Annotated in this window: 21 protein-coding genes; 6 read left to right on the plus strand and 15 right to left on the minus strand. The window is 74.5% G+C overall.

Features of this window, described 5'->3' with window-relative positions; genetic code table 11:
• Positions 1-42: 42 nt before the first annotated feature.
• From MNY60_RS17510 to MNY60_RS17530, 5 genes are all read right to left on the minus strand, one after another.
• Complete coding sequence (locus MNY60_RS17510) at positions 43-948, minus strand: HD domain-containing phosphohydrolase (protein ID WP_242361259.1); 906 nt, start codon at positions 946-948, stop codon at positions 43-45.
• Positions 949-1,083: 135 nt separating this feature from the next.
• Complete coding sequence (gene smpB, locus MNY60_RS17515) at positions 1,084-1,575, minus strand: SsrA-binding protein SmpB (RefSeq protein WP_242340660.1); 492 nt, start codon at positions 1,573-1,575, stop codon at positions 1,084-1,086.
• Positions 1,572-2,441, minus strand: coding sequence for a pantoate--beta-alanine ligase (panC, locus tag MNY60_RS17520; RefSeq protein WP_242361261.1), 870 nt, complete (start codon positions 2,439-2,441; stop codon positions 1,572-1,574). Before panC ends, smpB begins: the two co-directional genes overlap by 4 nt.
• A 51-nt stretch (positions 2,442-2,492) precedes the next feature.
• A complete protein-coding gene (gene panB / locus MNY60_RS17525; protein ID WP_242340658.1) occupies positions 2,493-3,413 on the minus strand; it encodes a 3-methyl-2-oxobutanoate hydroxymethyltransferase in 921 nt (306 codons plus the stop codon).
• 63 nt (positions 3,414-3,476) lie between these two features.
• A complete protein-coding gene (locus MNY60_RS17530; protein ID WP_242340657.1) occupies positions 3,477-4,124 on the minus strand; it encodes a deoxynucleoside kinase in 648 nt (215 codons plus the stop codon).
• 218 nt (positions 4,125-4,342) lie between these two features.
• On the opposite strand from MNY60_RS17530, the gene MNY60_RS17535 reads away from it, so the two are divergent.
• Positions 4,343-4,609: a hypothetical protein gene (locus tag MNY60_RS17535; RefSeq protein ID WP_242340656.1), complete on the plus strand. Its 267-nt coding sequence runs from the start codon at positions 4,343-4,345 to the stop codon at positions 4,607-4,609.
• Positions 4,610-4,969: 360 nt separating this feature from the next.
• Here the strand turns inward: MNY60_RS17535 and rsmA are convergent, their stop codons facing one another.
• The 5 genes from rsmA to MNY60_RS17560 form a co-directional block, all read right to left on the minus strand.
• Entirely contained in the window at positions 4,970-5,866 is an 897-nt protein-coding gene (gene rsmA / locus MNY60_RS17540; protein ID WP_242361263.1) for a 16S rRNA (adenine(1518)-N(6)/adenine(1519)-N(6))-dimethyltransferase RsmA, read from the minus strand.
• Positions 5,854-6,855, minus strand: a complete 1,002-nt coding sequence (gene tsaD, locus MNY60_RS17545) for a tRNA (adenosine(37)-N6)-threonylcarbamoyltransferase complex transferase subunit TsaD (RefSeq protein ID WP_242361265.1) — start codon at positions 6,853-6,855, stop codon at positions 5,854-5,856. The genes rsmA and tsaD overlap by 13 nt, the downstream gene beginning before the upstream one ends.
• A gap of 87 nt (positions 6,856-6,942) precedes the next feature.
• Positions 6,943-9,033 carry a response regulator gene (locus MNY60_RS17550; RefSeq protein WP_242361268.1) on the minus strand — a complete coding sequence of 697 codons (2,091 nt, stop codon included), beginning with the start codon at positions 9,031-9,033 and terminating at the stop codon, positions 6,943-6,945.
• A 106-nt stretch (positions 9,034-9,139) separates the two neighbouring features.
• Positions 9,140-10,807 (minus strand): DUF4388 domain-containing protein, encoded by a 1,668-nt coding sequence (locus MNY60_RS17555; RefSeq protein ID WP_242361269.1) that lies wholly within the window; start codon positions 10,805-10,807, stop codon positions 9,140-9,142.
• A gap of 25 nt (positions 10,808-10,832) precedes the next feature.
• On the minus strand, positions 10,833-11,321 hold the full coding sequence (locus MNY60_RS17560) for a tRNA (cytidine(34)-2'-O)-methyltransferase (RefSeq protein ID WP_242356430.1): 489 nt from the start codon (positions 11,319-11,321) through the stop codon (positions 10,833-10,835).
• Between MNY60_RS17560 and MNY60_RS17565 the strand changes: the two genes are divergently transcribed.
• Positions 11,320-12,261 (plus strand): diacylglycerol kinase family protein, encoded by a 942-nt coding sequence (locus MNY60_RS17565; RefSeq protein WP_242340520.1) that lies wholly within the window; start codon positions 11,320-11,322, stop codon positions 12,259-12,261. The genes MNY60_RS17560 and MNY60_RS17565 overlap by 2 nt on opposite strands.
• Positions 12,262-12,285: 24 nt before the next feature.
• Complete coding sequence (locus MNY60_RS17570) at positions 12,286-13,056, plus strand: Stp1/IreP family PP2C-type Ser/Thr phosphatase (protein ID WP_242340521.1); 771 nt, start codon at positions 12,286-12,288, stop codon at positions 13,054-13,056.
• A gap of 18 nt (positions 13,057-13,074) precedes the next feature.
• Here the strand turns inward: MNY60_RS17570 and MNY60_RS17575 are convergent, their stop codons facing one another.
• Positions 13,075-14,115: a nucleotidyltransferase family protein gene (locus MNY60_RS17575; protein WP_242340522.1), complete on the minus strand. Its 1,041-nt coding sequence runs from the start codon at positions 14,113-14,115 to the stop codon at positions 13,075-13,077.
• An 8-nt stretch (positions 14,116-14,123) separates the two neighbouring features.
• A complete protein-coding gene (locus MNY60_RS17580; protein ID WP_242340523.1) occupies positions 14,124-14,570 on the minus strand; it encodes a GAF domain-containing protein in 447 nt (148 codons plus the stop codon).
• A gap of 20 nt (positions 14,571-14,590) precedes the next feature.
• Here MNY60_RS17580 and MNY60_RS17585 point away from each other — a divergent pair, with 20 nt between their 5' ends.
• On the plus strand, positions 14,591-15,778 hold the full coding sequence (locus tag MNY60_RS17585; protein ID WP_242340524.1) for an MFS transporter: 1,188 nt from the start codon (positions 14,591-14,593) through the stop codon (positions 15,776-15,778).
• 197 nt (positions 15,779-15,975) lie between these two features.
• On the opposite strand, the gene MNY60_RS17590 is transcribed toward MNY60_RS17585, so the two are convergent.
• From MNY60_RS17590 to MNY60_RS17600, 3 genes are read right to left on the minus strand one after another with little or no spacing between them, the layout of a single operon-like run.
• The gene (locus tag MNY60_RS17590; protein WP_242340525.1) at positions 15,976-17,775 is read right to left on the minus strand and encodes a DUF294 nucleotidyltransferase-like domain-containing protein; all 1,800 of its coding nucleotides are present in this window, start codon (positions 17,773-17,775) and stop codon (positions 15,976-15,978) included.
• Positions 17,776-17,786: 11 nt separating this feature from the next.
• Complete coding sequence (locus MNY60_RS17595) at positions 17,787-19,523, minus strand: sodium:solute symporter family protein (RefSeq protein ID WP_242340526.1); 1,737 nt, start codon at positions 19,521-19,523, stop codon at positions 17,787-17,789.
• Positions 19,524-19,547: 24 nt separating this feature from the next.
• Positions 19,548-19,805: a DUF4212 domain-containing protein gene (locus tag MNY60_RS17600; RefSeq protein ID WP_242340527.1), complete on the minus strand. Its 258-nt coding sequence runs from the start codon at positions 19,803-19,805 to the stop codon at positions 19,548-19,550.
• A 241-nt stretch (positions 19,806-20,046) separates the two neighbouring features.
• Here MNY60_RS17600 and MNY60_RS17605 point away from each other — a divergent pair, with 241 nt between their 5' ends.
• Together MNY60_RS17605 and MNY60_RS17610 are read left to right on the plus strand one after the other, a co-directional pair.
• Entirely contained in the window at positions 20,047-21,732 is a 1,686-nt protein-coding gene (locus tag MNY60_RS17605) for an MFS transporter (protein WP_242340528.1), read from the plus strand.
• Between the two features lie 118 nt (positions 21,733-21,850).
• Positions 21,851-22,051 carry a hypothetical protein gene (locus MNY60_RS17610; protein WP_242340529.1) on the plus strand — a complete coding sequence of 67 codons (201 nt, stop codon included), beginning with the start codon at positions 21,851-21,853 and terminating at the stop codon, positions 22,049-22,051.
• Positions 22,052-22,059 lie beyond the last annotated feature (8 nt).

A 22,059-nucleotide genomic window follows, 5' to 3' on the forward strand; every position in this document is an offset into this window, starting at 1 on the left:
CGGCGGCTCTGCCGCTGGGGCGGGGACGCAGTCCCCGTGAGATCAGACATACGCCCGCGCCGGCACCTCGACCGGTGCGTATCGATTGTGCTCCGGCGCGTGCCCCTCGCGCACGTGCCCGAACCTCACCGCGCGCGGGTCGCCCCGGCCGCCGCGGAGCGCGTGCACGAGCAGCCGGACGGTGTTCGTGTCGGCGTGCCCGAGGGCGGCCTCCGAGACGAGCACGTCCGCCGCGCCGCGCGCGCTGTAGGCGGCGGAGCGGAAGGCGCGCGGCTGGGTGAGCGCCGCGAAGGCGCTCGCGACCGAGACCACCTCGATGGAGCGCGAGGGCGCCACGCCGAGCGCGGGGTAGCCCTGCCCGCAGCGCCAGTGGTGGCTGCGCGCCGCGGCGACCGCGGGGTGAGCGCCGAGCACGGTCGCGAGGTGATACGCCCCCGTGAGCGGGTGCGCCGCCACACGCAGCGCGTCCTCTCGCGAGAGCCGCTCCGCCGGCGAGAGGAGCCGCGGCGGGAGGTGTCGCATGCCGAGATCGTGGAGCAGGGCCGCGGCGGCGAGGTCGGGGACGCCGCGCGCCGTGCCCACCGCCGACAGGAGCATCCGCACCGCGGCGGCGGCGGCGGCGAAGGCGTGCGCGTGCACCGCGGCGGCCTCCCGCCGCGCCGCGACGAGCTCCTCGACGAGCACGTCCGGCAAGAGGGCGTTGCCCAGGGCGCGCGCCACGGCCTCGCGCACCGCGTCGCCGTGGAAGAGGTGCCGGTACTCCGCCGCCTCGAGCGGCGCGTCGACGTCCCGGGCGAGCTCGGTCTCGGCGAGCCTGCGGCGGGGCAGCGCCGGCGCGCGGTGGGCCGCGTCCGCGATCGACTCGGGAGAGATCACCGTCCCACGCCGCGCGACGAGCGCGCCGCGGATGTCGACGATGTCGTGGGTGAGCGTCAGGCGATCGAACATGTCGCCCGGTCCAAGCTAGCAGAGCAGAGCCGCTCCCCGGAGCGCGCGCCCCAACGAGAGGCGCGACACCACCCGGTGGAGGGAGCGGCAGGGCCTGCGAGCGCCCGGTGAGCCGGGACCGGGCGGAGCGCGACCTCAGCGGCGGCGGCGGGAGAGCGCGCGGTCCATCTCGCGCTTCGTCTCGCGCTCCGCGATGGCGTGGCGCCGGTCCTCGTGGGCGCGCCCCTTCGCGAGACCGAGCTCGACCTTGGCCCACCCGCCCTTGAAGTAGAGGCTGAGCGGGACGAGCGTGTAGCCGCGCTGCTCGACCTTGCCGCGGACGCGGTCGAGCTCGGCCCGGCTCATGAGGAGCTTCCGGTCGCGCAGCGGCTCGTGGCCGAAGTGCGCCGCCTGCTTGTACTCGCCGATCCGGCAGTTCACGAGGAAGAGCTCGTCGCCCCTGGGCAGCGCGTAGGCGTCGGAGAGGTTCACGTTCCCCTCCCGGAGCGACTTCACCTCGCTGCCGGTGAGGACGAGCCCCGCCTCCCACGAGTCCTCGATGGAGAAGTCGAAGCGGGCGCGACGATTCGTCGCGACGATCTTCTCGCCCTCCGCGCCTCGCGCGCCGCCGGTGGCCTTCGCGCTCATGGCAGCCGGAGGTTGTCGATGAGGCGCGTCGCCCCGGCGTAGGCCGCGACCAGCATCACGCTCCCGGGCTCCGCCCGCGCGACCGGCGCGAGCGAGTCGGGGTGGACGATCTCCACGTAGTCCACGCGGAGGCCCGCGGCGTCGAGGCGCGCCCGGGCCCGCGCCACGAGCGCCGCCGCGTCCCGCTCGCCGCGGAGCGCGGCGTCCGCCGCCTCGCGCAGGGTGCGGGAGAGCGAGAGCGCCCGCTCCCGCTCCTCCCTCGACAGGTAGGCGTTCCGCGAGGAGCGGGCGAGCCCGTCCGGCTCGCGCACGATGGGCATCCCCACGATCTCGACCCCCATCGCGAGGTCGTGCGTCATCGCGCGGATCACCGCCAGCTGCTGGAAGTCCTTCTCCCCGAAGAGCGCGACGTGCGGCCGGGACAGGTTGAGCAGCTTCGCGACCACCGTCGCGACGCCTCGGAAGTGGCTCGGCCGCGAGGCGCCGCACAGCCCCTGCGACGCGCGCTCGACCGTCACCCAGGTCTGGTGCTCGGGAGGGAACATCGCGCTCGGGTCGGTCGGCGCGAGGACCCAGTCGACGCCGGCCGACGCGCACTTGGCGAGATCCCCCTCGAGATCGCGGGGGTAGCGGGAGAGATCCTCGTTCGGCCCGAACTGCGTGGGGTTCACGAAGATCGACGCGAGCACGAGGCCGCGCCGCCCGCCGGCGTCCGCGCGCGCGCGCGCCTCCCGCATGAGCGAGAGGTGGCCGTCGTGGAGGAACCCCATCGTCGTGACGAGCGCGAGGCGGGCGCCGCCGTCGCGCGCCGCGGAGCAGCGCGCCTGCCAGACGGCGGGATCGGTGATGAGCTCGGGTGCTTTCATCTCGGGAGGGCTGGCTGGCTTTCGTGGCGCCGGGCGCGGCGCGCGGGGAGGCTACACCGGTGCGCCCATGACGCCGCCGGAGGGCTCGGAGTCGTCCTCGTCCTGCTCCGCCGCGACCGGGACGAGCCGCACCGACGAGGAGTGGAAGCTGTGCGCGTCGTCGGGGAACGCGCGGCGCTTCACCTCGCCGACGTACGCGCCCAGGGCGGCGGTGACCGCCTGCCCGATCTCGCCGAAGCGCTTCACGAACTTGGGCGTGAACGCGTCGTCCATGCCGAGGAGGTCGTTCAGGACGAGCACCTGCCCGTCGCAGTGCGGGCCTGCGCCGATGCCGATGGTCGGGATGCGGAGCTGGCTCGAGATGATGCGCGCCAGCTCGGTGGGGATGCACTCCAGCACGACCGCGTAGCAGCCCGCGAGCTCGAGCGCGCGCGCGTCCCGGAGGAGCTGCTGCGCCTTCTCCGAGTCCTTCCCCTGCACCACGTAGCCGCCCATGCGGTGGACCGACTGCGGGGTGAGCCCGATGTGCCCCATCACCGGCACGCCGGCGCGGACGATGCGGCGGATCACCTCGACGAACTCGGCGCCGCCCTCGAGCTTCACCGCCTCGACCCCGCCCTCCGCGACGAGGCGAACCGCCGCCTTCACCGCGTCGTCGGCGCTCGCCTGGTAGCTGCCGAAGGGCAGGTCGCCGACGAGGTGGGCCCGGCCGGCCCCGCGGGCGAGGCCGCGGCGCACGGCGGCCGAGTGGTAGATCATGTGCTCGAGCGTGACGGGCAGGGTCGAGTCCTGGCCCTGCACCACCATGCCGAGCGAGTCGCCGACGAGCACGGCGTCGACGCCGGCGGCGTCGGCGAGGCGGGCGGCGGTCGCGTCGTAGGCGGTGACGACGGCGATCTTCTCGCCGGCGTCCTTCATCCTGCGAAGCTCGTGGACGGTGACCCGCTTTCGCGGCGCGGTCTGGCTGGACATGGCTCGCTTCCTCCGGTGTAGGCCCCGTGGCGGGGTCCTGCCCATTGGCGAGGTTCGTTATCCTTAATACGTTGGCGTGCCCATGGGCACGTAATGCTGGGTTCCCTTGCGGTGCCGCCGGATCACGGCCAGGAGCGCCTCGAGATCCTGCGGGTTCTGCTCGAGATCGATGTCGCTCGTGTTGACGACGAGGAGCGGCGATTCGTCGTAGTGGAAGAAGAAGTCACCGTACGCCTTGGCGAGCGTCTCGAGGTAGGACGAATCGACGGATCGCTCGAAATCCCGGCCGCGCCTGCGGACACGGGAGACGAGCACGTCGGTCCGCGCCTGCAGGTACACGACCAGATCGGGCTTCACGATGCGGGGCCCGAGCAGCTCGTACACGCGATCGTACAGCGCCAGCTCGTCGGGCGACAGGGTGAGCGCGGCGAAGATCCGGTCCTTCGCGAACAGGTAGTCCGCGATCGTGGACTGGGTGAACAGGTCCTGCTGGAAGAGGGCCTGCTGCTGCTGGAAGCGCGAGAGCAGGAAGAAGAGCTGGGCCTGGAACGCGTGCTTGCGCCGGTCGCCGTAGAAGCTCGCGAGGAACGGGTTCTCCTCGGCGTGCTCGAGCACGAGGCGCGCCCCGAGCCGCTCGGAGAGCACCTGCGCGAGCGTCGTCTTGCCGACGCCGATGGGCCCCTCGACCGCGATGTACCTGGGTCGTTCCATTCCGGATGCGCGAAAGCGTGGCAGCTTGCCACGGCGGGGCGGGGGTCGCAAGGCAGCGCGGCGACTGGACGCGGGGCGCGCCGTTCGACCGAGACCGTGACAAAATGATCGTGGATCCCGTGATCCTGGGATCAGGGTGTCCGTTGACAGGCGATGTCACGTCACGTATCGTCGCAGCACTTTTGCAGTGCGGACGAGGGATGGGGAGGCAGCGCGAGATGGCCAGCCGAGTCGCGACGCGGGAGCGGTCCGTGACGGTGCGGGAGACGGTGGAGGCCCGGGTCGACCCGGCCTTCCATCGCGCCATCCTCAAGATCGCGCTCGAGCTCAAGAAGCCGAACGCGCCGAGCTACGACGCGATCGTCGCGAGGACGGTCGAGTCCATGCGGCTCGACCCGGTCGCCTTCCAGCACTACCTCGGCGAGAACGGCGCTCGCGGCATGAGCCTGCTCCTCGCCACCGCGCGCACGACGTTCGGCCCCTAGCGGCCGTCGAGTTTCACGGGCGCCCTCCCGACTGAAGGGGTAGGGCGGGCGGAGATAGCGGGTGGGCGCCCGTGAACTGCTACGGCGCACGATACGGGGCCTGCGGCGGGCGTCCTCGCTCCTTGCGCCTGCGGCGTACGGAAGCAGTACGCCTCGGCGCGCGTCGCTGCGGTTGCCCGCCTCGGCTCCCGTCTCGTGCGCCTCGCGCCGCGTTCGATCTCGAGCGCGGGCCTGCGACGGGCGTCCTCGCTCGTTGCGCCTGCGGCGTACGGAAGCAGTACGCCTCGGCGCGCCTCGCTGCGGGTGCCCGTCTCGGCTCCCGTCTCGTGCGCCTCGCGGGCGTTCGGTCCGATTTGAGGTCTAGGTCCCCAGAGCGCGGTCCAAAGCGGCCCACTCGGCGACGGTGAGGGTCTCGCCGCGGCGGGAAGGGTCGATGCCCGCGGCCTCCAGCGCGCGAGCGAGCGCGTCGTCCGGCACCACGCGACCGGCGCGCAGGGCGTTGGCGAGCGTCTTCCGGCGCTGGGCGAAGCCGGCCTTCACGAGCCGGCGGAAGCGGGCCGGATCCGCCACGCGGAGCGCGTCGCCGGGCGGGCGGAAGAGCGCGCAGAGCACGGCGCTCTCCACGTTGGGCGGCGGCAGGAACGCGCCCGGCGGGACGATCCGCTCGACGGAGACGTCGGCCTCCCGCTGCAGGAGCACCGACGCGAGCCCCCAGTCGCGGGTCCCCGGCGCCGCCGCGAGCCGCTCGGCCACCTCGCGCTGCAGCAGGAAGACCGCGCGGGAGACGTGGTCGAGCTGGTCGAGCAGCGAGAAGAGGATCGGGCTCGTGAGGTGGTACGGCAGGTTGCCGACGACCGCGAGGCGCCGAGCGGAGCCCGCGGGCGCGGCCGGCGCCTCGAAGGCCCGCGCGACCTCCCCGTAGTCGATCCGCGCGGCGTCGGCCTCCAGGAGCCGGACGCGCTGGCCGAGCTCCCCGCGCAGGACGCGGGCCATGTCCCGGTCGCGCTCGACGGCGATCACCTCCGCGCCGCGGGCGAGGAGCCGGGCGGTGAGGTGGCCGAGGCCGGCGCCGAGCTCGACCACGCGATCGCCGGCGCGCGGCGCGGCGAGGCGGGCGATGTCGTCCAGGATCGCCTCGTCGCCGAGGAAGTTCTGGCCCCAGCTCTTCTTCGCGCGGAGCCCGTACTTCTCGAGGAGCGCGCGGGGGCTCGGGTAGCGGGTCGCGGCGGCCGGAGGTGCGCTCGTCACAGGCGCCATGCGGGGTCCGCGTTGAGGTCCGAGCCCGCGCGCTCGCCGCGGAGGAACGCGTGCGTGCCGGCGACGGCGATCATCGCCGCGTTGTCCGTGCAGAGCCTGGGGGCGGGCAGGAACACCTCCATGCCCTCGTACTCGGCCGCCTTCTCCGACACCGCCGCGCGCAGCCGGCTGTTCGCGGCGACGCCGCCGGCGAGGACGAGCCGGTCGAACTGGAGGCGGCGCGCCGCGCGGAACGCCTTCTCGACGAGCGCGCGGACGATGGCCTCCTGGTAGCTCGCGCACAGGTCCGCGAGCCCCCTGCCCTCCGGCACCCCGTGCTTCTTCACGTGGTGCAGGAGCGAGGTCTTGAGGCCCGAGAAGCTGAAGTCGAGCTCCGAGCCCTTCACGATCGCCTTCGGGAAGCGGATCGCGCGGGCGTCGCCTTCCCTGGCGAGCCGGTCGATCGCGATGCCGCCGGGGTACGGCAGGCCGAGCAGCTTCGCCCCCTTGTCGAACGCCTCGCCCGCGGCGTCGTCGCGGGTCTGGCCGAGGAGCCGGTACGCGCCGAAGCGCTCCGCGGCGTAGAGCGACGTGTGGCCGCCCGACACCACGAGGCCGAGGTACGGAAACGCCGGCGGCGTCTCGGAGAGGAACGCGGCCACGAGGTGGCCCTCGAGGTGGTTCACGCGCACGAGCGGCTTCTGCCAGGCGAGCGCGAGCGCCTTGGCGGCCTGGACGCCGACGAGGAGCGCGCCCACGAGGCCCGGCCCGCTCGTGACCGCGATCGCGTCGATCCCGTCCGGCCCCACCCCCGCCCGCGAGAGCGCCTCGTCGACGACGGGCATCACCTGGACGACGTGGTTCCGGCTCGCCAGCTCCGGCACGACCCCGCCCCAGCGGCGGTGGATCTCGATCTGCGTGGCGACCACGTCGGCGAGCGCGCGCCGCCCATCCTCGACCACGGCGGCCGCGGTCTCGTCGCAGGAGGTCTCGATGGCGAGGATCTTCATCGCGGCCGGAACCTAACCCGGCCGGGCGGCGGGCGCGAGCGGGTTCGCCCCCACTCGACGGCTCGCCGGCCGCGGAACGCGCCGGGACTACCTGAGCTGCTTCGCGAGGATCTCGCGCACTGCGCGCGACTGCTCTCCGTTGGGCGAGAGCTGGAGGAATCGCTGGTAGGCGGCGCGCGCCTGGGAGACCTTCCCCTCCGCCTGCTTGAGCTCGCCGAGCAGGAGCCAGGCGGGAGCGTAGCGGCCGTCGACCGCGATGGCGTCCTCGATCGCGTGCAGCGCCTCTGCCGAGCGGTTCGCGTCGTAGAGCGCGCGCGCCAGGCCGACGTTCGCAGGGCCGGTCGGCCGCAGCGCGACCGCGCGCCGGTAGTCCGCGATCGCGTCCACGAACCGGCCGGCATCGTACTTGCGCTCGGCGCTCGCGAGGAACCGCCGGTAGTCGGCGTCCTCGGAGCGGGCGCTTGCGGGAGCGGGCGGCGCGGGCGGCGGCGTCGCCTCCGGGAGCTGCTCCGCGGCGGCGGGCTCGCGAGCCGTCGGGGCCGGGCTCGATTCGGAGGACGGGGATGCGACGGGGGTGGGGGCCGGAGCCGGGGTCGGGATCGCGGCCGGTGCGGCGGTCGGGGTCGGTGACGCGGCCACCGTCTGCGGGGGCGGGGTCGTGGCCGGCGTGGGGGCGGCGGTCGCGGTCGGCCCAGCGCCCGTGCTCCCCCCGCGCAGCGCCAGGAAGGCCCCTCCCCCCACGGCGACGACCGCGGCCGCGGCGAGCGCGAGCGGCGCGCGGGGGCGGCGGGGCGGGAGCGAGCTCCGAGCGGCCTCGCGCAGCGGATCGGTGGGCGCGGGCGCGGGCGTGGGGGGTGACGCCGGGGCCCGCGGTGCGCTCGCCCTCGGCGTGGCCAGCGACGGCGGCAGCGGGAGGGTGCCCGGCGGCGGCAGCGGCATCGAGTACTTCCCCGGCTGGAACGCGCCCGGAGGCGGCGTGGGGGCGGGCTGCTCGGGCGGACGGGCGTGAGGCTCGGTGGAGCGCTCCGCCTCCGCGCGCTCGGCCGCGGCCGCCGGCTCCGGCCGCGCAGGGCGCGGCGTCGGGGGGACCGGACCCGCGAACCAGTCCACCCCGTCGGGCTCCGCCGCGGTCGGCGCGACGGGAGGAGCGGCCTCCGCGGCGCGGAGCTCGCGGACCGCGGGAGCGACCCGGGGCGCCGCAGTGGCCGGCTCGGGCGCGGGCGGAGGCGGCGCCGCGACCTCGCGGAGGATCCCCTCGAAGAAGAGCTTGGAGATCACGCCCGCGGCGGCGAGATCGTCGTAGTCGGCCTCCTCCACCACGTGCTCGAGGGTCCGCCTGCCGTCGAAGAGCCGGAGCAGCGCGTTCACGTCGTCCGGGATCTCCGCGAGCCGCTCGCCGAGGAGCGCGTCGTCGATCTCGAACACCTTGTCGAGGGCGGGGAGCTGCTCGACGATCCGCCCCCACTCGTCGATGCGGCGCATGCCCTCCATGAGGAGGCCCTGCGTCGACACCGGGATGCGCTCCTCGCGATCGATGGGCTTGAACTCGATCGCGAAGTCCCCGTCCTGCCAGTTGAGCAGCCGGTAGAACGCGTTCTCGCCGGAGAGCTTCCCGCCGAGCTCGCAGTCGACGATGCGGCCGTCGCGGAAGTAGCAGATGGCGAGCGCCCCCCGCTTGCTCCGCACGTGCAGCGCGCCCGACTTCTTGCCCATCTCCAGCGTCTGGACGAGGTCCACGACGCCCATGTCGGAGAGGTTCCCCGCGAAGCTCGCCTTGAGATCCTTCTTCTCGAGGCGCTCCTTCTCGCGCTTCTCGAGGAGGATCTTCACGCGGGTGACGATCTCCTTGATGTAGATGGGCTTCGTCAGGTAGTCCTCGACGCCCAGCTCGAGGCCCTTCACCTTGAACTCGACCGACTTCTGACCGGTCAGGAAGATGAACGGCGTCCCGCGGTGGCGGTCGTCCTCCTTCAGCCGGCGGCACAGCTCGAACCCGTCCATCTCGGGCATCTTGGTGTCCGAGAGGATGAGGTCCGGCGGGGAGATGGCGCACTTCTCGAGCGCGTCGCGGCCGTTCACGGCGGTCGTGACGGAGAAGCCCGCCTTCTTGAGCGAGACCTCCATCACGCGCAGTGACTTGGGATCGCCGTCGACGAGGAGCAGGTGCTGCTTCGCCAAGGTGTCGCCTTTCCGGCGCCGCGCCGGCGCCGCCGCGGCTGATCTCGCCCGGGATTCGCGCGTCAGTCAAGGCGACGACCGCCCGGCCGACCGGTGCGATCCGGGCTCAGCGCCCGTCGGCGCGGCGGGTCGCGAGCGCGCGCAGCTCGCGCACCGCGTCGACGTGGCGCGGGTTCGTCCGGAGCGCGGCCCGGAGCAGCCGCTCGGCGCTCGCGTCGTCGCCCTCGTCCCGCGCCAGGAGGCCGGCGACGTAGAAGGCGCGGTCGCAGGCCGGGTCCTTCGTGGCCTCCTCGAGCAGCGCGCGAGCGCGCTCGCGATCCCGGGCGCGCGGGTCGGAGAGGCACGCGAAGGCGAGCGCCGCCTGGTACTCCGGCCTCGGATCGGCGCGGACCGCCGCCTCGTAGAACGCCCGGGCCCGGGCGAGATCGCGCGTGCGCAGGCACGCCTCGCCCTTCTCGAAGTCGGCGCGCGCCGCCTCGTCGTGCGCCGACGCCGCCCCGGCCCGCCGCGCGAGGTACTCGGCGCGCTTCTTCGGGTGGGAGAGCACCTCGTACGCCTCGTTCACCGCGGAGAAGAGCTCGCGCACCGTGCCGGCCAGGTCCGCCATCGACGGGCTCGCGAACCGGTCGGGGTGGAACCGCCGCGCGAGGTCCAGGAAGGCGCGCTTCACCTCGTCCTTCCCGGCGCCGTCCGGGAGCCCCAGCCGCGCGAAGAGATCCTTCTCCCTCGCGCGCGGGGCGGCCGCGCGCAGCGCCTCGCGCAGGGCTCCATCGGCGTCCGGCGGCGACGCACCCGTGACGCCGGGCGGGAGCGCTCCCGACGGCGGGGCGGGCTGCGCCGGGGCGCCCGCCGGCCGTCCGCCGAACGGCCCCACGCCCAGGTTCCGCATCCCGCGCTGGAGGAGACGCTGGCGCCGCGCGCGCGCCTCCGCGGGATCGCTCCGGCGCTCGCCGGTGGCCTGGGCTCGCGCCGCCGGCGGGGTGGCCGCGGCCCCCGCGCCGTCGGCCCCGGGCGGCGACTCGAGCACGAGCGTGGGCACCGTCCGCTCCCCCGCCGTCGCCGGCGCCGCGAGGTCGAGGAGGAGCAGCGCCGCGAGGAGCGCGAGGGCGCGCTCCGGCGGCACCTCGGACGCGGCGAGGTAGGCGTCGAGCGGGAGCGGCGCGGCGAGCCGCGCGACGAGCCTGCGCTCGGCCGCGGCGAGCCCGCGCGCCAGCTCCGGCTCGGCGTCCGCGTAGACGTCCGCGAGCTTCGCGCCCGCCTCCGCGGCGCGCAGCGTGACGCTCACGAGGTCCGCCGCCTGCGGCGCCGCGAGCGCGTCGGCGAGGACGCGCAGCGGCGAGAGGAGGCCGGCGCGCGTCCACTCCGGCACCGCGGCGCTCGCCTCGAACGCGAACGGCCCGGCGGGCAGCGCCGCGATCTGGGCGACGTACCCCGCCTGCTGCTCCTCGAGCGCGTGCTCGACCTGCTCCCGCGAGGCCGCGCCCATCGCCACCAGGATCTCGCCGTGCGGCCGGCGCGTCTCGGCCATGCGCACCAGGCTGAGCGACAGCGCGTCGATGTCGATGACGCCGGCGGCGAGGAGCATGTGCCCGAGCGGCCGGAAGCCGACGAACACCTGGGCGCCCACCGGCGCTCCGTCGTGGAACCACAGCCGCGAGGTGCCGCCTCCGTGCGCGATCTCGAGCACGCCGCTCGCGTGGCGCTCGCGCGCCTCGACCAGCACGGCGGCGAGCGGCGTCCGCGAGAGATCGCCGGGCGCGTCGAGCAAGCTCATGGGCGGGGCATGTTACACCCGCGGGTCACGCTCCGCGAACGGACGCCAGCGCCGCGTACAGCGCCACTCCCGCCGCCACCGCGAGGTTCAGGCTGCGCATGCCCTCGCGCATCGGGATCCCCACCTGCCGCTCGGGCCAGGCGGCGAGCAGCGCCGGCGGGAGCCCGAGCTGCTCCTGGCCGAGGACGAGGAAGTCACCCGGAGCGAAGCGCACCTCGAACAGGCCCCGCTCCGCGCGGGCCGTGAAGAGGTGCAGCTTTTCGATTTGACCGCGGAGCGTCCGGGCCTCAAAGTCGCTCCAGTCCGGGTAGATCGCAGGGGCGACCTCCGGCCAGTAGTCGAGCCCGGCCCGGCGCAGCTGCTTCTCGTCGAGCGAGAACCCGAGCGGCCCGACGAGGTGGAGCGCCGCGCCGGTCACGGCGCAGGTCCGCGCGACGTTGCCGGTGTTCGGCGGGATCTGCGGCGCCACGAGGACGATCTGGAAGGGCGGGTCGACGGAGGGCAGGGTCGGCATGGGCGGCATCGGGATCGTGAACAACCCGCGGTCGCGGCGCAACCGGCGCGACCCCCGCATCGCCGGCCGGCTTCGCGCGCTGCTCGGGGACGACGGCGAGGTGATCGACGCCTCCACGCCCGCCGAGCTCGCCCGGGCCGTCGCGCGCTTCCGCGCGGCCGGGATCGACGTCCTCGGCGTGAACGGGGGCGACGGCACGGCGCACGTGGTGCTCACCGCGTTCGCGCGCGCCTACGGCGGGGCGCCGCTCCCGCGGCTCCTGCCCCTGCGCGGCGGCTCGATGAACACCGTCGCCCACGGGCACCACATCCGCGGGCGCCCCGAGCGGATCCTGCGGGAGGTGCTGGTCAGGCGGCGCGCCGGTCACCCGCTGCGCACGGTCGAGCGGGACCTCCTCGCCGTCTCCGCCGACGACGGGCCGCCCATGTACGGGTTCATCTTCGGCACGGGCGCGGTGGTGGCCTTCCTCGAGGCGTACTACGCCACCGGCCGCACCTCGCCCGCGACCGCCGCGGCCCTGGTGCTGCGCGCCATCGGCTCCGCGATCGCGGGCGGCCCGTTCGCCGAGGCGCTGGTGCGGCGCCAGCGGCTGCGGGTGGTCACCGACGGCGACGAGTGGCCCGACGTGCCGTACCTCGCGCTCGTGGCCGGCGCGACGCCGGACATCGGGTTCGGCTTCAAGGCCTTCGCGCGCTGCGCCGAGCAGCCCGGCTCGTTCCACGCGATCGGGCTCACCGCGGGGCTGCTCCCGCTCGCGCTCTCGCTCCCGCGCATCCGGCGCGGCGCGCCCTGGCGCCGCGCGCTGGCTCAGGACGAGGTCGCGCGCGAGCTCGTCGCGGAGGGCGACGGGATCCGCTTCACGGTGGACGGCGACCTGTACGAAGCGCGGGCGCGGGTGCGGGTGGCCACGGGACCCGGGATCGCCCTCGTCGTACCGTGATACCCTGCGCCGGAGACCTCCACCATGCGGCTCAGCCACGCGGGCATCACCGACGTCGGACGTAAGCGGGCCCACAACGAGGACGCCTACCTGCTCCTCCCGGAGGAGCAGCTCTACTGCGTCGCCGACGGGATGGGGGGCCACGCCTCGGGCGAGGTCGCCGCGCGGCTCGCCGTCGAGGAGATGGCCGAGTTCTTCCGGCTGACCGGTCGCGACGACGAGGCGACCTGGCCGTTCAAGCTCGACCCGGCGCGCAGCCAGGACGAGAACCGGCTCCTCACCGCGGTGAAGCTCGCGAACGTGCGGATCCACGAGCGCGCCCAGACCGACGCGAAGCTCCACGGGATGGGCACGACGCTCGTGGCGGCGAGCTTCCCGAAGGGCGGCGAGACGCTCCTCGTCGGGCACGTCGGCGACAGCCGCGCCTACCTGTACCGCGCCGGGCAGGTGCGCCAGCTCACCGAGGACCACTCGCTCCTCAACGACTACCTGCGCCAGCGCAAGCTCACGCCCGCGGAGGCCGAGACGTTCCCGCACAAGAACGTCATCGTCCGGGCGCTCGGGATGAAGCCGCTCGTCGAGGTCGATCTCGTCCGGGAGGAGCTGCGCGACGGCGACGTGGTGCTGCTCTGCTGCGACGGGCTCTCCGGGATGGTGCCCGACCCGCACATCGGCGACATCATCCGCGCCAGCCACGGCGATCTGAAGCGCGCCGCGCAGACGCTGGTCGACGCGGCGAACCAGGCGGGCGGGGTGGACAACATCACCTGCGTGCTCGTGGCCGTCAGCCGGTAGCGCGCCGCGGCCGGCCGGCTACTCCCGCGCGCCGACCCGATCCTTCCCCGCCGCGATCGCGCCCTCGAGCCGCTCGCCCGGGGCGAGCTCCGTCCCCTCCCACACGATCGCCTCGCGGACCGTCGCGCCCCCCGGGACCGACGCGCCCGGACCGATCACCGCGCGAGGGCCCACCTCCGCCCCCGCGCCCACGGCGGCGCCCGCGCAGACGAGCGTCGGCCCCGCGAGCCGCGCGCGCGGGTCGAGCCGTGCCCCCGCCGCCGCGTGGACCCCCGGCGCGACCTCGCGCGTCCCGGAGAACGGGTCCGCGCCCGGAAAGCGCGCGAGCGGCACGCGCCCGGCGAGCACGTCCAAGGTCGCCTCGAGGTAGCGCGCCGGCGTGCCGAGATCGTTCCAGTACCCCGCGACGACGCGGCCGCGCACCGCCCCCGACGCCATGAGCGGCGGGTACACGTGCCGGTTGATGTCGCGCTCGAACGGCGCGGCGGGGACGCGGTCGAGGAGCGCCGGAGAGAGCACGTGCACGCCGGAGAAGTGCCAGGGCGCGAGCCCCTCGCCGCCCGGCCCGAACGCCCCCGCGATGCGCCGGACTGCGCCGCCCGCGTCCGTCTCGACCGACGCGTAGCGCGCGCCGGCGGGCATGGGGAGCAGCACCATCGTGGCGAGCGCGCCCGAGGCGCGGTGCTCCGCGAGCGCCGCAGCGACGTCGACGTCGAAGAGCACGTCGCCGTTCACGAGCACGATCGCGTCCGCGCCGGCGAGGTGAGCGCGCGCCTCGCGCAGCGCGCCGCCGGTGCCGGCGATGACCGGCTCGCGCGAGACGGCGAGCGCCATGCCGAGCGCGCGTGCCGCCTCCCCGGCCGCCGCCGCCATCCCGTCCGGCAGGTGGTGGACGTTCACGACGGCGCGCCGCACGCCGGCGCCGGCGAGGAGCGCGAGCGACCAGCGCACGAGCGGCACGCCGCACACCGGCACCCCCGGCTTCGCCACCCGCGCGGTGAGGGGCCGGAGCCGCGTGCCCAGCCCGGCGCACAGCACCATGCCGACGACGTCGCCCATCGCGCGCCTCAGGGGAAGACCGGCTCGAGGATCGCGGCGACCTCGGCGAGGAACGTCCGGTCCTCGGCGCCGAAGGCACCCGGGTGATCCGAGTCCACGTCGATCTGGGCGAGGTAGCGCTCGCCGCGGAGGATGGGGAACACGATCTCGGAGCGCGTCTCGAGGTTGCACGCGAGGTAGCGCGGATCGGCGGCGACGTCGTCCACGAGCACGACGTCCTTCGTGCGCGCGGACAGCCCGCAGAGCCCCTCGCCCACCGGGATGCGGACGTGCGGCGTGTCGCGGCCGGCGAACGCGTCGAGCTCCAGCACCCCGCCGCGCAGGACGTAGAGGTACACGCCGGTGTAGCGGGGGAGACGCTGCAGGATCGCGGCGGCCTCGCGGAGTGCCTCCCGGTAAGGGCGGCGGGCGGCGACCCGGAGGGCTTCGAGGGCGCCAGCGCGTTCGGAGTCCATGGTAAAGCCGAAGATAACAGATGGTCCCCGCGGCGCGCCTTCGCCTCTTCTACTTCCTCTACTACGGCACGGTCGGCACGAACCTGCCGTACTTCGCGGCCTATCTGCGCGGCCTCGGCTACACCGGCGAGCAGATCGGCACGGTCCAGATGCTCCCCTCGCTCGCGGCGCCCGCGGTGGCGATCTCGTGGGCGAGCTGGGCCGACCGGCGCGGATCGCCGGCGCGCGCCCTGCGCCGCGCGGCGCTCGTCGCCGTGTCCGCCGCCGTGCTGCTCCCCCTCGTGCGCTCGCCGCTCGCCGTCGGCGCGGTGCTCCTCGTGCAGGCGCTCGGCGAGCGCGCGGTGGTGCCGCTCGTCGACTCCGTGTCGCTCGAGTGGACGCGCGCGCGGCCCGGGACCTCCTACACGGGGCTGCGCCTCTTCGGATCGCTCGGGTTCGTCGCTCTCGCGCTCGGCGTGGGGCGCGCGCTCGCGCTCCGGGGCGATCGCCCGGGCGACGTGCTCGTCCCGGCGCTCGTCGCCTGCGGCGTCGCCGGCTACGCGCTCGTGGCGCGCACCGTCCCGGCAGCACCGCCCCACCCCGGCGCCCGCCCCGGCCTCGCGGACCTCGGGCAGCTCGTCAGGGACCGCCGGCTCCTGCTCTTCCTCGCCGCCTGCGCGCTCCACTGGGCGGCCTGCGCGCCGTACCACCTCCTCTTCGGCGTGCTCGTGCGCGACCGCGGCCTGCCGTCGGACGTGACGGGGCTCGGCATGGCCGCCGGCGTGGTCGCGGAGATCGCGGCGCTGCTCGTCTTCCCGCGGCTCGAGCGCCGCCACTCGCTGCGGCGCCTCCTCGCGGTGGCGTTCCTCGGCAGCGCCGTCCGCTGGGCGCTCGTCTCGCGCGCGGAGTCGGCGGGCGCGATCGTGGCGCTCCAGCTCCTGCACGGGCTCAGCTTCGGCCTGTTCTGGGGCGCGGCGATGGACGCCATGGCGGAGCTCGTGCCCCCGCGGCTCCGCGCCTCCGGCCAGGCGCTCTTCTCCGCGATCGTGTTCGGCGCGGGGAACGCCTTCGGCTACCAGCTCGCGGGCGCCGGCTACGACCGCTACGGCTCCGCGGCGCCGCTCTTCGTCTGGGCGGCGGCCCTCGAGATCGCGGCGCTCGCCTTCGCGCTCCTGTTCCTCGGCCGGCGCGCCGCCGCGCCGGCGGCGGGGCCCGCGCGGCCCGTCTGAGCGCCGATCTGCTCACCCGTGGACACCGCGGGAGGGGCCCCGCGCATCGCGCGGGGAGGGGCGAAGCGCCTCCCGGCGGGGAACCTGCGCGCACCCGCAATCGCGGGCGCGCAGGTTCACGGGCCCCGCCGAGCAGGGATGGGGCCCCAGCGGCTCTGCCGCGGGGGCGGGGACGCAGTCCCCGTGAGATCAGAACCTCAAAACCTCGTATGAAAGTGGTGCTCGCCCGCGTCCTGCAGCGCGCGCACCGCCCGGAACGCGTCCTTCACCCGGCTGCGCTCCACCGCGGAGAGCGTCGCGAGCTGGAGCGTGTCCTCCGGCTCGCGGCGCTCCCCGGCCGCGCGGAGCTGCTCGCGCAGGCGGAGCCCGAGCAGGACGCGGAAGGCCTCCGCGGCGGCCACGCCCACGCGCTCGTCGACGAGCCCCGCGCGGACCGCCGCGTCGAGCCGGTCCACGGTCGCGCGGGCCGGCGCGCGCGCCTCGAGGCCGTAGGCCCGGGCGAGGAAGACCACCGGCGCGATGCCGGCCTTCTTGAGATCGATGGCGGCGGCCGCTCGCAGGCGAAGCGTGAGCGCCGCGGGCGGGTGGAAGTCCAGCGCGGCGCGCGCGAGGAAGCGCAGGAACGGCGGCCGATCGACGGCCGCGAGGACCGCGTCCCCGAGCGGCGCCACGTCGAGCGCGCCGGCCACCGCGCGGTGATCCGCGAACGTCGCCGCGTCGAGCAGCGCGCGCGGAGTGGGGGCGTCGAGCCAGCCCGCCACGCGCGACCGCCACTCGGAGAGCGTCCCGTTCCAGCTCCGCGCCATCACGTCGCCGCGGCAGCGCGGGAACCCGGCCGCCTCGAGGTCCGCGTTGGCGCGCTCCGCGAGGTTCACGAACCAGGCGCGCTCCTCGGCGCCCGCGTCGGCGAAGACGATGGCGTTGTCCTGGTCGGTGAGGAGCGTCTGCTCGCGCCGCCCCTCCGACCCGAGCGCGAGCCAGGCGTAGGGAGCGGGCGCGGGCCCGAGATCGTGCTCGCCCCAGGCGAGGATGCGGCGCACGAGCGCGTCGTTGAGCCGGGCGACGAGCGCGGCGATGGCGAGCGCGTCCAGCCCGCCCGCCTGGAGCGAGGCCGCCATGCGCGCCACCATCGCGGCGTAGCCCGGCAAGGCGGCGCGCGAGGCGAGCCCCTCGACCCGGCGGAGGACCGCCATGGGGCCGGGCGCGGCGCAGCGCAGGAGGTCCGTCGAGGTGACGACCCCGATGACGTCGCCGTCGCGGACGACCGGCAGGTGGTGGACGCCTGCGTCGAGGAGCGCCGTCCAGGCGGCGTGCACCGGCGTGCCGGCGGCGATCTCGCGCAGCGGACGGGTCGCCACCCCGGCGACGGGCGTCTCCGGCCCGAGCCCCTCGGCGAGCACGCGGCCGCGGAAGTCGCGATCGGTCACGATGCCGGGCGGAGCTCCGCGCACGAGGACCGAGGAGATCCCCCGCGCGCGCATCACCCGCGCCGCGTCGCCGACGGTGGCGTCCTCGCTCACCCAGGCGGCCGGGCCGGAGACGAGCTGCTCGACCGGCTGGGCGAGCTCCGGCGGCCCCTCGTGCGCGGGCGCGAGCTCGAGGCTGCGCCGGAGCCGCTCCCCCAGCCCCGTGGCGAAGTGGCCCGCGAAGCGGGCGTCGGCGAGCAGGCGCCGGAACTCCGCGGCGGGCAGCCGGTAGGCGACGAGGTCCTCCTCGACCACGACGTCGAGCGGCGCCGTGCCGGTGAGGAGCGAGGTGTACCCGAACACCTCGCCCTCCTCGAGGACCTGCATCGTCCGCCCGTCGCGCTCGAGCCGCACGACGCCGGCGCGGATGATCCAGAGGTGCTCGAACGGCGTGCCGCCGGCGCGGACGAGCCGCGTACCGGCGGGCCGGGAGACCTCGTCGAGCGCGGCGGTCGCCGCGGCGAGGAGCGGCGCTGGCAGGCCGTCGAAGGGCGGGGTCGCGCGCAGGAAGGCGGCGGGATCGACCGGCACGCGGGGCTCCGTCAGCGCGCCCGGGAGGACGCGGCCGCGCGGGCCGGCGCGGGCTCGCGGGGGTAGCGCAGCGAGGCGACGAGCTCCTGGACCTCGCGCGGCGGGGCCGGCGTCGCGAGCGAGACGACGGTGAGGACCGCCGCGTTCACGAGCGTCCCGAGCGCGCCGATCCCCTCCGGCGAGATCCCGAGCCACCAGTGCTCGGGCCCGTTGAGCTCCGGGTGCAGGTGCCGGAACCACAGGACGTACGCGGAAGTCACGAGGAGCCCCGCGGCCATCCCGGCGATCGCGCCCTCGCGCGTGGCCCGGCGCCAGAAGATCCCGAGCACGAGGACCGGGAAGAAGGACGACGCGGCGAGGCCGAAGGCGATCGCGACCACCTCCGCGACCGAGCCCGGCGGCCTGAGCGCGAAGTAGCCCGCCCCGAGCGCAGCGGCGGCGGCGGCCCCGCGCGCCCACCCGAGCTCGGCGCGATCCGAGAGGCGCGGCGCGGCGACGCCGCGGACGAGATCGTGCGAGAACCCCGCCGCGATCACGAGCAGCAGCCCGGCGGCGGTGGAGAGTCCGGCCGCGAGCGCGCCGGCGGCGACGAGGCCGACCACCCAGGCCGGGAGGCGCGCCATCTCCGGGTGCGCGAGCACGATCACGTCGCCGTCGACGCGCACCTCGTTCCGGGCCGGATCCCCCGAGAGCTGCATGCGGCCGTCGCCGTTCCGATCCGTCCAGGCGACGAGCCCGGTCTGCTCCCAGGCGCGGAACCAGCTCGGCGCTTCCGTGTGCGGCACGCCCTCCACGGTCGCGACGAGGAGGCCGCGCCCGAAGGCGGCCACCGCGGGCGCGGCCGTGTAGAGGACCGCGATGAACAGGAGCGCCCAGCCGGCCGACGCGCGCGCGTCGCGGATCTTCGGGACGGTGAAGAAGCGGATGATGATGTGCGGCAGGCCGGCGGTGCCGATCATGAGGGCCGCCGTGGTCGCGACGACGTCGAGGCGTGGCCGCGCGCCCGCCGTGAACCGCCCGAGGCCGAGGTCGGCGCCGACCGCGTCGAGCGCGTCGAGCAGGTGGCGCCCGGGCGTGACGCCGAGGAGCGCAGCGCCGCCCTCCGTGAGGCGGCCGCCCAGCCCGAGCGCCGGGATCGGGTTCCCGGTGAGCAGCCGCGACACGAGCACCGCCGGCACGAGGAAGGCGACGATGAGCACGAGGTACTGCGCCACCTGGACGTAGGTGATGCCCTTCATCCCGCCGAGCACCGCGTAGAAGAACACGATCGCGAGGGCGATCACGACGCCGGCGCCGATGGGGAGCTCGAGGAAGCGCGCCAGCACGATGCCGACCCCGCGCACCTGCGCGGCCACGTAGGTGAACGACACGACGAGCGCGCAGACCGTGGCCACCGCGCGCGCGGAGCGCGAGTAGTAACGGTCGCCCACGAACTGCGGGACCGTGTACTTGCCGTACTTGCGGAGGTACGGCGCGAGCAGCACCGCGAGCAGGACGTACCCGCCCGTCCAGCCCATCAGGTAGGCGGAGCCGTCGCGGCCGGTGAAGGCGAGGATGCCCGCCATCGACATGAACGACGCGGCGGACATCCAGTCCGCGCCGGTGGCCATCCCGCTCACCACCGGGTGGACGGCGCGATCCGCGACGTAGTAGTCGGCGAGGGAGCGCGCCCGCGTGTAGAGGGCGATGCCCGCGTAGAGGCCGAACGAGGCGGCGACGAGCACCCACGTCCAGCCGATCGGGCCCATCCCATCCTCCCAGCGACGGCGGGGTCACTCCTCGTACACGCCGAACCGCCGGTCGAGCGCGTTCATCCACCGAACGTAGACGAATACGAGCGCCACGAATACGAGCATCGCGCCCTGGGTCGCGAACCAGAAGCCGAGCGGGAACCCGAACAGCCGGAACGCGTCGAGCCGATCCGCGAGGAGGATCCCGGCCCCGAAGGACGCGGCCGCCCAGATCGCGAGCACTCCGGCGATTGAGCGCAGGTTCGCCCTCCAGTAGGCCTCGCGCTTGTCTTGCGTCATTTCGCGAAATACCCCCGCGTTAGGTTCCATCCTACGACGCAGCGCGCAACCACTGCGAGCCCCGACGGGTCCAAGTCCGCTGAATTACTCGACAGAACAGGCCCGACGCGGGTTGTGCGCTTAGGTCGACTTTTTGCGCGCAATACGTGCGTTGCCCATTGCCATGCACGATCTGCGTGTGGTACGCCTGAACACGCTGCCCGGCCATTCACCATTCTTAACCGCGCGTAGAGGAGTACCCATGGCGATCGCACCGGTCACCGCCCCACAGCCGCCGAGCGAACCTCCCAAGGCTGTCGGCATCACTCGCGACGAGAAGAGAGTCATCTTCGCGTCGTCGCTCGGCACCGTCTTCGAGTGGTACGACTTCTATCTTTACGGCTCTCTCGCGGCGATCATCTCCAAGCAGTTCTTCGGCGCGCTCAACGAGACGAGCGCCTTCATCTTCGCCCTCCTCGCCTTCGCCGCGGGCTTCGCCGTCCGCCCGTTCGGCGCCATCGTGTTCGGGCGCCTCGGCGACCTGATCGGCCGCAAGTACACCTTCCTCATCACGATCCTGATCATGGGCCTCTCGACCACGATCGTGGGTCTCCTGCCGTCCTACGCGACGATCGGCATGGCAGCGCCGACCATCCTCATCGGCCTGCGCCTCATGCAGGGCCTCGCGCTCGGCGGCGAGTACGGCGGCGCGGCGACCTACGTGGCGGAGCACGCTCCCAAGGGCAAGCGCGGCCTGTTCACGAGCTGGATCCAGACGACCGCCACGGTGGGCCTCTTCCTGTCCCTGCTCGTGATCCTCGGCACGCGCGCCTCGATGGGCCCGAAGTTCGAGGAGTGGGGCTGGCGCATCCCGTTCATCCTCTCCGCCCTCCTGCTCGCCATCTCCGTGTACATCCGGCTCCAGCTGCAGGAGTCGCCGGTGTTCAAGCGGATGAAGGCTGAGGGCAAGGGCTCGAAGGCGCCGATCACCGAGTCGTTCTTCCGCTGGAACAACCTCAAGATCGTGCTGATGGTGCTGTTCGGCGGCGTCGTGGGCCAGGCGGTGGTCTGGTACACGGGCATGTTCTACGAGCTGTTCTTCCTCACCCAGACGCTGAAGGTCGAGGCGATGGCGGCGAACCTCATGGTCGCCGGCGCCCTCATCCTCGCCACGCCGTTCTTCATCGTCTTCGGCGCGCTCTCCGACAAGATCGGCCGCAAGTGGATCATCATGGCGGGCTGCGTCATCGCCGCCGCGACCTACTTCCCGATCTTCAAGGGGCTCACCAAGGCCGCGAACCCCGCCATCTTCCAGGCCGCCGAGGCGAACCCGATCACGGTCGTCTCCGACCCCGCCGACTGCAGCTTCCAGTTCGACCCGATCGGCAAGGCGAAGTTCAACACGTCCTGCGACATCGCGAAGAGCTGGCTCGCGAAGAAGTACATCCCCTACCGCAACGAGCAGGCGGCACCGGGCACGCCCGCGTCCGTCAAGATCGGCGGCACGGAGATCAAGAGCTTCGACGGGCGGACCCTGCCTCCCGCCGAGTTCAAGACCCAGGCGGCGGCCTTCGACAAGCAGCTGGGCGACGCGGTGAAGGCCGCCGGCTATCCGGCCAAGGCCGACATGAGCAAGGTGAACACGCCGATGGTCGTGTTCCTGCTCTTCCTCCTCGCGCTGTACGTGACGATGGTGTACGCGCCGATCGCGGCCTGGCTCGTCGAGCTCTTCCCGGCGCGCATCCGCTACACCTCGATGTCGCTGCCGTACCACATCGGCAACGGCTGGTTCGGCGGCTTCCTGCCGACCATCGCGTTCGCGATGGTGGCCGCCACGGGCGACATCTACTACGGCCTCTGGTACCCGATCATCGCAGCGCTCATGACCGCCGTCCTCGGCTCGCTCTTCATGCCGGAGACGAAGGACCGCGACATCCATCACACCTGACGTCCCCCGCGCCCCCGCGCCGCGCCGCGGCGCGGGGGCGTTCCTCTCTCCCCTCCCCTTCCACTCACTTCGTGCGCCCGCGCGCCCTCGCGCGCGGCGTCGCGCGCCCGGGACCGCAATGAACTCCGCCACCCCGCTCCGCAGCGCGGCCGCCGTCGTCGCCCTCTCCGTCTCCGCGCTCGCCCGCGCCAACGAGGCCACCGGCACGGAGGCGGTCGGCCAGATGCAGGTGTCCGGCTCGACGCTCGCGCTCATGGTCGCCGCGCTCGTCGGCCTCGGCGTCGTGGTCTGGCTGGTCTCGAAGGTCGTGTCTAGATAGACGAAGCC

Source organism: Anaeromyxobacter sp. SG17 (assembly GCF_022690695.1).
GTDB lineage: Bacteria > Myxococcota > Myxococcia > Myxococcales > Anaeromyxobacteraceae > Anaeromyxobacter > Anaeromyxobacter soli.